This is a genomic window from Streptomyces sp. NPDC041200 (genome assembly GCF_055591805.1).
Genome location: NZ_JBVIZF010000013.1, coordinates 130,827 through 144,858, shown reverse-complemented (window position 1 = coordinate 144,858; position 14,032 = coordinate 130,827). Strand labels below are relative to the sequence as shown.

Genomic DNA, 14,032 nt, shown 5'->3' with positions numbered 1-14,032 from the left:
AACCTCTCAAAGTGCCACCGCTCCGTCGGGTATGCAAGTTGAGGTCAACCGATCCCGTAGAGGCCCGGCAGGTCGACCAGGAGCAGATCGTCGCGGCGGGCTGCGGACTCGATCAGGTCCGGGTAGAAGCCGTGCAGGGAGAAGAGAGCCAGGGTGGTGCCCGTGGTGTCGTAGCCCTGGTCGGTGAGCAGGCCACGGATGTGCTCCAGGCGGTGCAGGTCGCCGGTGCCACGGCGGGCGGCGGTGGCCTTGGCCTCGCCGATGAGGGCGATCCTGGCTCGGGGAGCTTGCGGGCGCTCGCCCAGGGCCAGGGCGATGACGTCGACCTCGTGCTTGGTGCGGGCCGCGGGGTCTGCCACTTCGGTGGTACCGACCGGGCCGGGCAGGCCGCCGGTAAGCAGGGTGTGGGCGTACCGGCGAGTGAAGGTGCGGGCGAGGTCCTCGAAGTGCGGGCCGAGGATCTTGGAGTTGAAGGTCGGTGCAGCGGCCTGCCATGCCTGTTCGGCGAAGCCCTGCTCGACGGTGGCTGCCTGCGGCAGTGTGATCAGTTGATTGAAGCGGATGATGGGGTCGGCCAGGGTGATGACGGGGTGGCGGGGACGCAGGATGTCCTGCTCGCGCCGGACATAGCTGGTGGACTCCAGGACGTCGAGCGGGTGGGTGACTGCGTTGCGCTGTCGTTCCAGGGCCGCCCCGATCTTGGTGGGCGTGGAGGCGCCCTGGGCGATCGCGGTGAGGATGTCGTAGTACAGGGTGTGCTGGGTGATCCGCGGATCCTCGCGCAGCAGGTACTCCGTCTCCGTCCGCGAGTACACCGCCCGCCCCGGGTCCAGGAGCGTCTGCGCAAGCCAGGAGGCGAAGCCGTCGTTCGGGTGCGGGCGGGCCGCCACCGGCCGGTAACCGGGAGCGCCACCGAGGACGGCGTGGACCTGCAGGGCGGTCAGCGGGTCGTCGATCTGCCAGAACTCACGGCTGGCCCGGTAGTCGAAGGCCCCCAGCCTCAGATCGATCACCGCACGGCCGCGCAACGGTTTCGTCCCCGACAGCAGTTCGTGCATGACGCTCATCGCGGACCCACACAGGATCACCCGCGCTCCGCGACCGGCCCCGGTGCCCCGCTGGCGCTCGTCATAGAGCTGCTGCAGCAGGCCAGGGATCTCAGGAGAGTGCTGGAGGAGATACGGCAACTCGTCGATCACCAGCAGCGGAGTCTGTGAACGCGCGGTGACATCAAGCGCGTTGGACAGGACCTCACGCCAGTCCGTCAACCGCAGCGTGCCGGGCCGCAGACCCGCGTGGGTCGCGATGGCGTCGCTGAACCGCTGGATCGCCGGCAGCCGTCCTTCCTCCCGCACCGCGGTGACGTACAGACCCCCGACCCGTTCCGACAGCGCCTGCAGAAGATACGACTTCCCGTGCCGCCTGCGCCCCGACACGATCCCGAGGCGCATCGCAGGATCCGGGTCGGTGACGAACTCCGTGAGCAGATCCCACTCACGATCACGGTCGACCACATCGTCAGGCTTGGCAAGCATGCTCTCGGCCACCGGCACTCTCCCTCGCCCTGATCCCTACGGCTTGTCTAACTCTACCTCGACAGAAATCGTCCAATCTCACTTGCTCGAATCGGGGCAACCGAGTTCGCTAATTACTCTGGGTGATCGCGGCAGCGCCGCGTCAGCGGGTTCCAGACAAGGCCATGAAGGCGAACGGCCCCCTCAAGCCGGCCTCACCGGTAGAGCGTTGAGCGTCGTACGAGCGTCAAAAGCGCCGAAAGCCGAGCACCCGTCCTGCCGCCCTACCCGTCACCCCACACAAAAACCGCAGGTGAGCCCGTGGCGAGGAACTCGACCTGTTGGACACGGTGAAACAGGTCGAGAAACGCCCCCGAAACAGAAACCCGAAGGTCAGGCACCCTTCCCCGCAGGCTCAAGCACCGCAACGCATTCCACGTGGTGCGTCACCGGGAACAGGTCGAACGCGCGCAGGCGGCGCGGGACGTAGCCCGCGTCGCGGAAGTAGGCGAGGTCGCGGGCCAGGGCGGCCGGGTCGCAGGCCACGTAGGCGATGCGGCGGGCGCCCAGGGAGGCGAGGTGGGCGACCGTGTCCTTGCCCGCGCCGGCGCGGGGCGGGTCGAGGACGATCAGGTCGGCCTCGGTGATGCCGGTGCGGGGCAGCACCTGCTCGACCTTGCCGTGTTCGACGCGGACCCGGTCCAGGTCCTCGAGGTTATGGCGGGCGTCCTCGGCCGCGCGCTTGCTGGACTCGATGCCCAGCACCGCGCCGCGCTCGCCGACCCGCTCGCCGAGGGCGCCCGCGAAGAGGCCGACGCCGCAGTAGAGGTCGAGCGCGGTGTCGCCCTTGCGCGGCATGAGGCCCTGCATGACGGCCTCGACCAGCAGGTCCGCGGCCTGGGGGTGGACCTGCCAGAAGCCGCCCTCGCCGACGCGCCAGGTGCGGTCCGCGGCCCGTTCGCGGACGAAGGGGCGGCCGTGGACGCGGTGCACGAGGCGGTGGCGTTCGCGGCCGCGGGACTCGCCGATGCGCAGGACGGAGACCGGGCGGTCGAGTTCGACGATCGGCAGCCGGCCGCCGGGGCGGGGGGTGAGGACGACCTGGCGGTCGGAGGAACCGGTGGCGGCGATGGCCTCGACGGTTTCGATCTGCGGCCATTCCCGCTTCTCGATGCCGAGTTCGGTGACGCTGGGCGCGGCGATCAGGCAGTGGTCGACGGGCTCCACCTCGTGCGAGCGGTGGCGGCGCAGCCCGGCGTGGCCCTGCGCGTCCACCGCGTACTGGAGCCGGGTGCGCCAGGCCGGGACCTCGCCGCGGGCCACCTTGTCGCCGGGAGCGGGTTCGACGGTGCCGTCCCAGCGGGCGTCCTCGGGGGTGAGCCCGGCCAGCCGCTGGAGCTGCTCGGTGATCACCTCGGCCTTGAGCCTGCGCTGGGCGCCGGGGGCGACGTGCTGCCAGTCGCAGCCGCCGCACCGGCCGGGGCCGGAGAACGGGCAGGGGGCCTCGACGCGGTCCTTGGCGGCGTCCAGGATCCGGACCGCGTCGGCGCGCAGGAAGCGCGCGCCCTCCTCGCCCTCGGTGACCCTGGCGACGACCCGCTCGCCGGGCAGGGTGTGGCGTACGAAGAGCACCTGGCCCTCGGCGGTCCGGGCGATGCAGTGGCCGCCGTGGGCCACCGGGCCGACCTCGACCTCGTACTCCTCGCCGACCAGCGACGCCTTGGGTTCACTTTGCATGGCGGGCTCGGCTCCGTAAGGGGGTGAGGGGGCAGTGCGGGAACAGCAGCCCACCAGTCTACGTCCCCGCACCCCCGGCCCTCACAGGGCTACCGCCCCGGCGTCCGGACGCCCGTCTTCTCGACCTTGCGCTCGCCCTTCGGCCGCTGCGGCACCACGGGCCCGCGCCGCACCGAGCCCGGGGCGTTCCACTCGGCGCGCTTGCGGGCGCGCTTGCGGGCCAGCTCGGAGGAGTCCAGCTGCCAGGGCACGGAGGTCACCATCACGCCGGGGGTGAACAGCAGCCGCCCCTTGAGCCGCAGTGCGCTCTGGTTGTGCAGCAGGTGCTCGTACCAGTGGCCGACCACGTACTCGGGGATGTAGACGGAGACCACATCGCGCGGGCTCTCCCGGCGCAGCCCCTTGACGTAGTCGATGACCGGGCGGGTGATCTCGCGGTACGGCGAGTCGAGGATCTTCAGCGGGACGTCGATGCCGCGCTCGCTCCACTCGGACTGCAGCGCCTTGGTCTCGGCGGGGTCGACATTGATGCTCAGCGCCTCCAGCCGGTGGGAGCGCATCAGCTTGGCGTAGGCCAGGGCGCGCAGCGTCGGCTTGTGGATCTTGGAGACGAGGACGATGGAGTGCACCCGGGAGGGGCGGACCTCGTCCTCGTCGTGCTGCTCCTCGGCCGCGGCCAGCTCCTCGGAGACCCCGTCGTAGTGGCGCCGGATCGCGGTCATGGTGATGTAGAAGACGGCCATGCCGAGCAGCGCCACCCAGGCGCCGTGGGTGAACTTGGTGAGCAGGACGACGACCAGGACCAGCCCGGTGAAGAAGGCGCCGAAGGTGTTGATCGCGCGGGCGCGGATCATGCGGCGGCGCGCGGCCGGGTCGCGCTCGGTGGCCAGATGGCGGTTCCAGTGCCGCACCATGCCGGTCTGGCTGAGGGTGAAGGAGACGAAGACACCGACGATGTAGAGCTGGATCAGCCGGGTCGAGTCCGCGCCGTAGACGTAGACGAGGACCGCGGCGGCCCCGGCGAGCAGCACGATGCCGTTGGAGAAGGCGAGCCGGTCGCCGCGGGTGTGCAGCTGGCGCGGCAGGTAGCGGTCCTGGGCGAGGATCGAGCCGAGCAGCGGGAAGCCGTTGTACGCGGTGTTGGCGGCCAGGAACAGCACCAGCGCGGTGGCCGCGGCGAGCACGACGAACAGGAACGAGCCGTCGCCGAAGACGGCGGCCGCGACCTGCGAGATCACGGGGTTCTGGGTGTAACCGGAGCCGAGCGCGGCGCCGTCCTTGAACAGGTCGCGCGCCGGGTCCTCGGCCATCTTGACGTTGGTGACCAGGGCGAGGGTGATGATGCCGACGAACATGGCGACGGCGAGGCCGCCCATCAGCGCCAGCGTCGTCGCCGCGTTCCGGCTCTTGGGCTTGCGGAAGGCGGGCACCCCGTTGCTGATGGCCTCGACGCCGGTGAGCGCGGCGCAGCCGTCGGAGAAGGCGCGCAGCAGCAGGAAGACCAGCGCGAACCCGGCCAGCCCGGTCTGCTCGGCGTGGACCTCGAAACCGGCGGTGGGGGCCTTCATGTCGTCGCCGAGGACGAGCCCGCGATAGGCGCCCCAGAGGATCATCACGAAGACGCCGCCGACGAAGACATAGGTGGGGATCGCGAAGAGCTTGCCCGACTCGCGCACACCGCGCAGGTTCATCAGGGTCAGCAGCAGGATGATCGCGACCGCGACGAGCGTCTTGTGCTCGACGATGAACGGGACGGCGGAGCCGAGGTTCTCCACACCGGAGGAGATCGACACGGCCACCGTCAGGACGTAGTCCACGAGCAGGGCGCTGGCGACGGTAAGGCCCGCCTTGGGGCCGAGGTTGGTGTTGGCGACCTCGTAGTCACCGCCGCCGCTGGGGTAGGCGTGCACGTTCTGGCGGTACGAGGCGACCACCGTGAACATGAGCACGATGATCGCGATCGTGATCCACGGTGAGTAGTGGTAAGCCGACGCACCCGCCACAGAAAGGACGATCATCACCTGCCCAGGCGCATACGCGACGGAGGACAGGGGGTCGGAGGCGAAGACGGGGAGCGCGATGCGCTTCGGGAGGAGGGTCTCCCCCAGCTTGTCGCTGCGCAGCGCGCGCCCGATCAGGATCCGTTTCGGGACGTCGGTCAGTTTGGACACGCTGAGGATCGTAAAGGGTGGGCGGGGCGCCCGCCCAGCCGCCCGCCCACCCGGAGACGGGCGGACGGCCGGGCGGCCCGTACCGCGGTCAGGACAGCCGCACCGGCAGGGCGCGGTGGCCGTTGGAAATGAAGGATTCCACCGGCTCCAGCGCCCCCTTCCCGGGCACGAGCGAGAGTCGAGGGAAGCGGTCGAACAGGGCCGGGAGCGCGATCGCGGCCTCCAGCCGGGCCAGCGGTGCGCCCACGCACAGATGGACGCCGTGCCCGAAGGCGAGATGGCTCTTGAGCTGCCGGGTGACGTCGAAGGCGGCGGCGTCCTCGCCGTGGATCCCGGGATCACGTCCGGCGGCCGCGTAGGCGGCGAGGATCGCGTCGCCCTTGCGCAGCACGACCCCTTCCTCCAGCTCGATGTCCTCGACGGCGTAGCGCAGCGGCAGGTTGGCGACCGGGGCGGAGTGCCGCAGGGTCTCCTCGATCACGTCCTCCCACGTGGCCCGGCCCTCGCGCACGTGGGCGAGCTGCTCGGGGTGGGTGAGGAGCGCGTGGATGGCGTTGTCCAGGAGGTTGACCGTGGTCTCGTGACCGGCGGTGAGCATCAGCGCGAGGGTGTCGCACAGCTCCCGCTCGCTCAGCGCCGAGTCCTCCTCGCTCCGCACGGCGATCAGCCCGCTGGTCAGGTCGTCGCCGGGCTGCTCGCGCTTGGACGCCACGAGCGCCGCCATGATGGCGTCCATCTCGGCGGAGGCGGCCGCGACCTCCTCCGGCGTGGTGGTCGTGCGGAAGGAGCTGTCGGCGAACCGGCTCATCCGCGCGCGCAGCCCCTCGTCGGTGAGCCCGAACAGCTCGTAGATCACCTGGAGCGGCAGGGGGTACGCGTACCCCTCGCGCAGATCGGCCGGCTCCCCGGGCGGGGTGGCGGCCAGCCGGTCCAGCAGGTCGGCACTGATCGCCTCGATGCGCGGCCGCAGGGCGGCGGTGCGCCGCGCGGTGAACGCCTTGGAGACGAGGGTGCGCAGCCTGCGGTGGTCGGCGCCGTAGGCCGTGAACATGTTCTGCACGGCCACCCAGTTGATCAGCGGCCAGTCGGAGGTGACCTCACCCTCGTTCCAGGCCCGCCAGTGCAGCCGCGGGTTCTTGGACACCCGCGGGTCGGTCAGCAGCTTCTTGAGCAGGCTCTGGCGGCTTACTGCCCACGCCACCAAGCCCCCAGGAAGCTCCACAGGCGTCGCGGGCCCTTGGGCTCGGACGCGGTCGGCTTCGGCGTTGATGTCGCTGCCGGTGGGGTCGAGGACGAGGGGACGGGGCTCGTGGACCACTGGTTGTCTCCCTGGGGCTCGGCGGGCTGTCGTGGAGCGGGCACGGCCGCGGCGGGCGGCATGGAGGAGGGTCCGGGGGTCGGCTTCGTGAGGACGGGGAACCGCACGGGCAGCGACGCCAGGGCGCGGTTGAAGGGGCCGGGGCGCCAGGTCAACTGATCCGCCGTCACCGCGAGTCGCATGTCGGGGAGGCGGTCGAGAAGCCGTTCGATGGCGACGGAGGCGATGACCCGGGCGGGCCCCTCGGCGGGGCAGCGGTGAGCGCCCACGCTCCAGGCGAGGTGGGCCCGGTTGCCCGCGCGGCCCTGCGAGGTCAGCTCGGGGTCGGTGTTGGCCGCCGCGTAGCTGGTGAGCACCGCGTCGCCCTTGCGCAGCCTCACGCCGCCCATCTCGACGTCGTAGCGGGCGAACCGGGTGCCGAAGTTGGCCAGCGGCGGGTCGGCCCACAGCACCTCGTCCAGGGCGTCCTGGACGGGCAGGCTGCCGCCGGACAGCTCACCGGCGAACCGGTCGTCCGACAGCAGCAGCCGCAGCGCGTTGCCGATCAGGTTCACCTGGGGTTCGGTACCGGCCGCCATGAGCAGCGCGATCTGCTGCATCAGCTCGTCGTCGGCCAGCCGCGAGGGATGGGCGATCATCCAGGAGGTGACGTCGGCGCCGGGCTTTAGGCGCTTGGCGTCGACGAGGCCCGCCATGTAGCGCGACAGGTCCTCGTTGGCCTGCGCCGCGTCCGCGGTGCTCGCGTCGAACATGATCGTGAGGATCCGGATCAGTTCGCTGCTCTGCTCCGGAGGGGCTCCGAAGAGCCGGTTGAACACCATCAGCGGGATGATCCCCGCGTACTCGCTCAGCAGCTCGGCCTCGCCCCGCTCCACGAAGGAGTCGATGAGCGTGTCCGCGCTGCGCTCCACGTAGTCGCTCAGCGCGTGCGAGTCCACCCGGCTGAGGCTGTCGGTGATCGCCCCTCGGTAGCGGGCGTGCTGCTCGCCGTCGGTGAACAGGGCGTTGGGCCGGAACTCCATCATCGGCAGCACGGGGCTGTCGGGCGGGAGCCGGCCCTCGGTGAGGGCGGCCCAGTTACGGGGGTCCTTGGCGAACCGCTCGGTGTCGCGCAGGACCTCCAGCGCCGTGGCATAGCTGGTGACCAGATACGCGTCGACCCCCGGGGCCAGCTCCACCGGGGTGATGGGCCCGGCGGCGCGCATCCGCGCGTAGAACCCGTGCGGATCGGCGGCGAAGGCGGCGCCGTACATCGGCACCCGGCCCCCCGGCCCGAGGGAGCCGACGGAACCGCCGGGGGCCACACCGCCTTGGTGCGCGGGACAGCCCGGCGGTGGTGCGGTTCCGGTGGCTGCCTCGAGGTCTGGACGGTGGATCACACATTCTCCTGGGACGTAACGCGAGCGTGCCGGGCCTGCAGATACTGGACGAGGGCGATCAGCGCGTGGGTGGAGGAGACCCGGTCCCTGGCGTCACAGGTGACCAGCGGGGTCTCCGGCAGCAGATCGAGCGCCTCCCGGACCTCCGTCTCGGCGAAGCGGGGCGCCCCCTCGAAGTGGTTGACGGCCACCGCGTACGGCAGCCCCTGCTCCTCCAGGACGGCCATCACCGGGAAGGACTGCTCCAGCCGACGGGTGTCGGCGAGCACCAGCGCGCCCAGCGCGCCGCGCGTCATGTCCTTCCAGATCCGGGTGAAGCGCTGCTGTCCGGGCGCGCCGAAGAGGTACAGGACCAGGGATTCGCTGAGGGTGAGACGGCCGAAGTCCATGGCGACCGTGGTGGTCGTCTTCTCCTCGATGCCCGCGAGGTCGTCGATGAGCGCGCCGGCCTGAGTCATCGTCTCTTCGGTGCGCAGCGGGCGGATTTCGGACAGCGAGCCCACGAAGGTCGTCTTGCCGACCGCGAAGTGCCCGACGACCAGCAGCTTGGCCGCGGTCCGTACGGTCTGGGGCAGATAGACCGCACCCCGGTCAGAGGCGAGCGCGGAGTCCATCGAGCACCTCCTGCAGCAGCTGGGTCTCGGGGAGTTCGGCGGGCGGGATGGGGGCCCGGGTGCTGATGTGGCCGCTGTCGACCAGATCGCCCAGCAGGACCTTGGTGACGCTCACCGGCAGCTCCAGATATCCGGCGACCTCGGCGACCGACAGCGCGCCGCCGAGGCAGAGTTCCATGACCGCCCGCTTCTCCGGGCTGAGACCGGCGAGCGGCCGGTCGGGGTGGGCCATGACCAGGGTCACCAGGTCGAAGGTGTTGCGGCTCGGGTAGGCACGGCCGTCGGTCACGACATACGGCCGTACCAGTCCTCGTTCGCGCCTGCCCGGACTCATGCGTGGCTGCCGATCCCCTGCCGGGTCACGCCCTGCCGCGGCGGGCTGGTCAGCTCCTTGCCCAGCCGGTCGACCAGCTTCTGCATCCGGTAGCTGACGCCTTCCATGTCCACGTTCTCGGTGGCGGAGACGGCCAGGTACGCGCCGGGTCCGGCGGCGATGAGGAAGACATAGCCGCCGACGAACTCGACCAGCGTCTGCTGCCAGGGGGTCTCCTCGCGGTCGCAGAACTCGGAGGTGCTGCGGCTGATCGACTGCAGCCCGGAGAGCGCCGCGGCCTGGCGCTCGGCCTCGTCACGCGCGATGCCCGCGGAGTGCGCCCGCAGCATGCCGTCGGCGGAGAGCAGGATCGCGTGCCGTGCCTCCGGCATCTTGACCACCTCGTCGAGCATCCAGCCCAGCTCGTTGTTCATGTGGTCGTTCATGCCTGGCGATTCCCTTCTTCGGTGTGAGGGGCGGCATCCTGTGTGACGCCACGGCCGGAGCGCGTACCGCGCGCGAACGCGCCCATACGCTTGGCGGTCTCTTCGGCCGAGCGGACACGGTGCGAGCCCGTGTCGGTTCCGGTGGCGCCGGACGGCTGTCCGGGCGCGGTGGGCCAGTCGTCCACCGGTGGGGCGGCGGTGGGCTGGCGGCGGCGGCGCTTGGGCAGGCCGCCCGCGGTCTCCCCGTACACGCGCGTCGCCTCGTCCTCCTCGGCGGGCGCCGGAGCGGGGGCGGGCGCCGGAGCGGGAGTGGGCGCCGCGGCCTGGACCGGGGGTGCGGAGGGCTCCGGGGCCTGTGCGGGGTCCTGGGGCGCGGCCCTGCGGCGGGTCGGGCGGGACGGGATGGTACGCAGCGGGGCGGCGGCCTCGGCCTCGTACGCGTCCTGGGGCGCGGGCGCGGCGGGCGCGTCCGCGTCGATGTGGGTGAGCAGCGCGGTGGGGAGGAACAGGACGGCGCGCACACCGCCGTACGGGGACCGGGTGTCCACCGAGACGCTGAAGCCGTACCGGGCGGCGAGCAGGCCCACCACGGCGAAGCCGAACTGCGGCGGGTCGCCGAGCCGCGAGACGTCCACGGCGCGCTGGCCGGAGAGCAGCCCGGCGGCCCGCTGGACCTCCAGGCCGTCCATGCCGACCCCGGCGTCGTCGATCACGATGCAGGCACCGTTGTGCACCGGCTGCAGGCTGACCTCGACGTTGGTGTTGGGCTGGGAGTGCCGGGCGGCGTTGTCCAGCAGCTCGGCCACCGCGAGCACCACGGGCTCCACCGTGCGGCTCACCACGCCGATGTCGATCAGGGCGTGCACCTGGACCCGCCGGTAGTCGCGGATGCGCGACTTGGCGCCCCGGACGACGTCGGTCATCGGGGAGGCGGTGCGCTGACGGCCGGGCCAGGAGCCGCACAGCACGGCGATGGCCTGGGCGCGCCGGCCGAACTGCGCGTTCGCGTGGTCGATCTCCAGGAGGTCGCGCAGCACATCGGGGTTGTCGTGCCGGTCCTGCATGTCCGAGATCGAGACCTGCTGCTCGTTGGCGAGTCCCTGGAGGGCGCGCATCGACGCCTTGAGCGCGGCCTTGGCGGAGGCGTCGGCCCGCGACTGCGCCTTGTCCACCGCGCGCGCGAAGTGCTCCATGACCGCGTGCAGGCTCTGCGCGTAGGCGGTCCCGGCCAGCTTCTCGTCCCGCAGCCCGGGCAGCGGGGTGGGGTGGCTCAGGGCGTCCGCGATCGCCGGGAGGCGGATCTCGACCAGATGCTGCACTTCCTCGTCACGGGCGCGCAGACTGTCCTCGAGCGTGGCGTTACGCCTGCGTACCCCGGCGGTGATCCGGCGCTGGCGCGTCAGAAGGACCAATACGACCAGGAGGACGACGGCCAGGCACCAGCTCACCGCCTCCGTTATGTGATCTGTCATCAGGAACCTCGTACAGAGAACGCGGGCGCGGAAGGAACGATTCAGTGCCCTGATGTCCCGTCCGGAAACGGAATACGGCGATCATCTTAGCCACGCCGTGACCTAGTGTCCGACGGCCGTAACAAAGTTCGAACTCATGGGACTCTATTGCCATTTCCCGTAACAGTTCAGTGAAGATCCTGGATATCGGGCAAAGATGAGGGGGACCCACCCCCGAAGGCGGCGCTCGGCGCCCGCCTCCCGACGATGGCCGCCGGGCCGCCCGCACCCCCTGTTTCCTCCCGGCCGGCGCACTCGGGCGCGGAATCGCCCTATGGGTATGGATACGGTGGGAACAGACGCCGTGGCGGACGACCTCCGTCGCCGCGCGGCACCGGCATCGGGGCCCTTGCCCCGCTGTCACCCCGTAGGTCCTGGAAGGAAGATGTGAGCAGGGTGTTTGCGCAGGTCAGCACGGTCATCAGGAGTGCGGGGTAAGACGCATGCATATCGTGATCATGGGCTGTGGCCGGGTGGGCGCGGCGCTCGCCCAGACCCTGGAGCAACAGGGACACACCGTCGCGGTCGTCGACCAGGACCCCACCGCCTTCCGCCGCCTCGGCGCGGGCTTCGGCGGCCGCCGGGTGACCGGCGTCGGATTCGACCAGGACACGCTACGCGAGGCGGGCATCGAGGAGGCCGGGGCCTTCGCCGCGGTCAGCAGCGGCGACAACTCCAACATCATCGCGGCCCGGGTGGCCCGCGAGATGTTCGGCGTGGAGAACGTGGCGGCCCGGATCTACGACCCGCGCCGCGCCGAGGTCTACCAGCGCCTGGGCATCCCGACCGTGGCCACCGTGCGGTGGACCGCCGATCAGATGCTGCGGCGGCTGCTGCCGTCCGGCGCCGAGCCGCTGTGGCGGGACCCGAGCGGCGGGGTGCAGCTCGCCGAGGTGCACACCTCCCCCGCGTGGGTGGGACACAAGGTCAGCAAGCTCCAGGAGGAGACCGGGGTGCGGGTCGCGTTCCTGACCCGGCTCGGCGAGGCGATGCTGCCGACGTCGCAGACGGTGCTGCAGGAAGGCGACCTGGTGCATGTGATGATGCGCACCGACGAGGTCGAGAAGGTCGAGGCGGCCTTCGACGAGGGGCCCGAGGAGACACGATGAGGGTTGCCATTGCCGGAGCGGGCGCCGTGGGGCGCTCCATCGCGGGCGAGCTGCTGGAGAACGGGCACGAGGTCCTCCTCATCGACAAGGCCCCCACCGCCATCTCCGTGGAGCGGGTGCCGCAGGCCGAATGGCTGCTGGCCGACGCGTGCGAGATCACCTCGCTGGACGAGGCGGCGCTGCAGCGCTGCAACGTGGTCATCGCGGCCACCGGCGACGACAAGGTCAATCTGGTGGTGTCGCTGCTCGCGAAGACCGAGTACGCGGTGCCGCGGGTGGTCGCCCGGGTCAACAACCCCAAGAACGAGTGGCTGTTCAACGAGGCGTGGGGCGTCGACGTCGCCGTCTCGACGCCGCGGCTGATGTCGGCGCTGGTCGAGGAGGCGGTGAGCGTCGGCGATCTGGTGCGGCTGCTGCGCTTCAGCCACGGCGACGCGAACCTGGTCGAGCTGACACTGCCGCCGGAGGCGGCCCTGGTCGGGACCCGGGTCGGCGATGTGGAGTGGCCGGAGGACACCACGCTGGTCACCATCATCCGGGGCACCCGGGTGCTGACCCCGAACAAGGACGACGTCCTGGAGGCGGGCGACGAGCTGCTGTTCGTCGCGGCCCAGGCGCGCGAGGAGCAGCTGGAGCAGCTGCTGTCCGTCCAGCGCCAGGACGCCGCGGGCTAGGCCACCGCGGGCCGGTCGTACGAAGCCCCGGGCTCCCTGTGCGGGAGCCCGGGGCTTCGTCGTACTCGGCGTCGTCAGAGCCGGGGCGCGCGCTCGCGCTCGCGCTCCTGCTCCGCCTTCTCCTCGGCCTCCATCTCGGCGATCACGTCGATCGGCGGCGGGGCCTTGGCGAGGAAGATCCACGTCAGGTAGACGCACAGCAGGAACGGCGGAATGCCCAGCGCCACCTTGACCCAGCCCAGCTGGGTGGCGTCCCCCCACCAGTAGAGCGGGAAGAGGATCGCCGACTTGGCGAGCAGGATCAGCCCCCACGCCCAGGTGGCCCGGGTGTAGGCGCGGAACCGGCCGGGGTTGCGGGTGCGCCAGGAGAGGTTCTCCTTGAGCATCGGCCCGAGCAGCACGCCGATCAGCGGATAGCGGAAGATCGCCGAGAGCACGTACGCGATCGCCAGGCCGAGCGTGTAGAGCATGCCCGGCAGGTAGAAGTTCTTGGCGTCGCCGGACATCATCGCGAAGATCGCGCCGAACGCGACTCCGAAGACCCCGCTGAAGGCGTGCTTCAGCGTCTCCTTGCGCGCCAGCCGGATCAGCCCCAGCAGCACGGTCAGACCGAGCGCGGCGATCGCGGCCAGGTGGATGTCGCGCTTGATGGTGTACAGCAGGACGAAGACCAGCCCGGGGACGGTGGTGTCCACCATCCCCTTCACCCCGCCGAACGCCTCCAGGAGCGCGGTGTCCGCCGCCGCCCTGCTCTGCGGGGTGCCGACGGCATCCTGATGAGCGGCGTCCTGATGGTCGGTCGGGGTCGTCTTGTCGTCAGACGTCACCGGCTACTCCTGTCCGAGCGGTCGGAGTTCGTACTTCGGATTGAACAGAACGCGGCGCCCGTGACTCATGGAGATCCGGCCGGTGGCGATCAGCTTGCGGCCCGGTTCTATGCCGATGATGGAGCGGCGGCCCAGCCACACCACGTCGAGGGCGGCGGTGCCGTCGAAGAGTTCTGCCTCCAGCGCGGGCACCCCGGCCCGCGGCCGCAGCGTGACCGTGCGCAGTGTACCCGTCACCTTGACGATCTGGCGGTCGCCGCAGTCGCCGATCTTGGTGCAGCCCGCGTCCTCAGCGTCCTGCTGCAGCTCGGCGGAGTGCAGCTCCTCCTGGGAGCTGGACAGCCGGTCGATCATCCGCCGGAAGCGGCCGACCGGCTTGTCACGCTTCCCGGGGGGCTGGGGTACGGAACTCATACGGC

General features: G+C 71.0%; 13 protein-coding genes. 2 read left to right on the top strand and 11 right to left on the bottom strand.

The window, feature by feature from the left end; translation table 11 throughout:
• Positions 1-44 precede the first annotated feature (44 nt).
• The 9 genes from ACZ6CL_RS26465 to ACZ6CL_RS26425 all read right to left on the bottom strand — a co-directional run bounded on the left by ACZ6CL_RS26465 (position 45) and on the right by ACZ6CL_RS26425 (position 10,964).
• Positions 45-1,535 carry an AAA family ATPase gene (locus ACZ6CL_RS26465; protein ID WP_468939734.1) on the bottom strand — a complete coding sequence of 497 codons (1,491 nt, stop codon included), beginning with the start codon at positions 1,533-1,535 and terminating at the stop codon, positions 45-47.
• A gap of 372 nt (positions 1,536-1,907) precedes the next feature.
• Positions 1,908-3,251: a class I SAM-dependent RNA methyltransferase gene (locus ACZ6CL_RS26460; protein WP_468939572.1), complete on the bottom strand. Its 1,344-nt coding sequence runs from the start codon at positions 3,249-3,251 to the stop codon at positions 1,908-1,910.
• An 89-nt stretch (positions 3,252-3,340) separates the two neighbouring features.
• Positions 3,341-5,422 carry an APC family permease gene (locus ACZ6CL_RS26455; protein ID WP_468939569.1) on the bottom strand — a complete coding sequence of 694 codons (2,082 nt, stop codon included), beginning with the start codon at positions 5,420-5,422 and terminating at the stop codon, positions 3,341-3,343.
• Positions 5,423-5,510: 88 nt separating this feature from the next.
• Entirely contained in the window at positions 5,511-6,626 is a 1,116-nt protein-coding gene (locus tag ACZ6CL_RS26450; RefSeq protein ID WP_468939568.1) for a cytochrome P450 family protein, read from the bottom strand.
• Positions 6,608-7,993, bottom strand: a complete 1,386-nt coding sequence (locus ACZ6CL_RS26445) for a cytochrome P450 (protein ID WP_468939731.1) — start codon at positions 7,991-7,993, stop codon at positions 6,608-6,610. The genes ACZ6CL_RS26450 and ACZ6CL_RS26445 overlap by 19 nt, the downstream gene beginning before the upstream one ends.
• A gap of 122 nt (positions 7,994-8,115) precedes the next feature.
• The gene (locus ACZ6CL_RS26440; RefSeq protein ID WP_468939565.1) at positions 8,116-8,733 is read right to left on the bottom strand and encodes a GTP-binding protein; all 618 of its coding nucleotides are present in this window, start codon (positions 8,731-8,733) and stop codon (positions 8,116-8,118) included.
• Positions 8,711-9,067 carry a DUF742 domain-containing protein gene (locus tag ACZ6CL_RS26435; protein ID WP_385440954.1) on the bottom strand — a complete coding sequence of 119 codons (357 nt, stop codon included), beginning with the start codon at positions 9,065-9,067 and terminating at the stop codon, positions 8,711-8,713. The genes ACZ6CL_RS26440 and ACZ6CL_RS26435 overlap by 23 nt, the downstream gene beginning before the upstream one ends.
• Positions 9,064-9,492, bottom strand: a complete 429-nt coding sequence (locus ACZ6CL_RS26430; protein WP_468939562.1) for a roadblock/LC7 domain-containing protein — start codon at positions 9,490-9,492, stop codon at positions 9,064-9,066. Before ACZ6CL_RS26430 ends, ACZ6CL_RS26435 begins: the two co-directional genes overlap by 4 nt.
• Positions 9,489-10,964, bottom strand: a complete 1,476-nt coding sequence (locus tag ACZ6CL_RS26425) for an ATP-binding protein (RefSeq protein ID WP_468939559.1) — start codon at positions 10,962-10,964, stop codon at positions 9,489-9,491. The genes ACZ6CL_RS26430 and ACZ6CL_RS26425 overlap by 4 nt, the downstream gene beginning before the upstream one ends.
• A gap of 482 nt (positions 10,965-11,446) precedes the next feature.
• Between ACZ6CL_RS26425 and ACZ6CL_RS26420 the strand changes: the two genes are divergently transcribed.
• Entirely contained in the window at positions 11,447-12,112 is a 666-nt protein-coding gene (locus ACZ6CL_RS26420) for a potassium channel family protein (protein ID WP_385440959.1), read from the top strand.
• Entirely contained in the window at positions 12,109-12,786 is a 678-nt protein-coding gene (locus tag ACZ6CL_RS26415; RefSeq protein ID WP_398297766.1) for a potassium channel family protein, read from the top strand. Before ACZ6CL_RS26420 ends, ACZ6CL_RS26415 begins: the two co-directional genes overlap by 4 nt.
• A 74-nt stretch (positions 12,787-12,860) precedes the next feature.
• Here ACZ6CL_RS26415 and ACZ6CL_RS26410 read toward each other — a convergent pair whose 3' ends face one another.
• Both ACZ6CL_RS26410 and ACZ6CL_RS26405 read right to left on the bottom strand, forming a co-directional pair.
• Positions 12,861-13,613 carry a DUF3159 domain-containing protein gene (locus tag ACZ6CL_RS26410; protein WP_468939557.1) on the bottom strand — a complete coding sequence of 251 codons (753 nt, stop codon included), beginning with the start codon at positions 13,611-13,613 and terminating at the stop codon, positions 12,861-12,863.
• A 3-nt stretch (positions 13,614-13,616) separates the two neighbouring features.
• The gene (locus ACZ6CL_RS26405) at positions 13,617-14,027 is read right to left on the bottom strand and encodes an OB-fold nucleic acid binding domain-containing protein (protein WP_184503503.1); all 411 of its coding nucleotides are present in this window, start codon (positions 14,025-14,027) and stop codon (positions 13,617-13,619) included.
• Between the last annotated feature and the right edge of the window lie 5 nt (positions 14,028-14,032).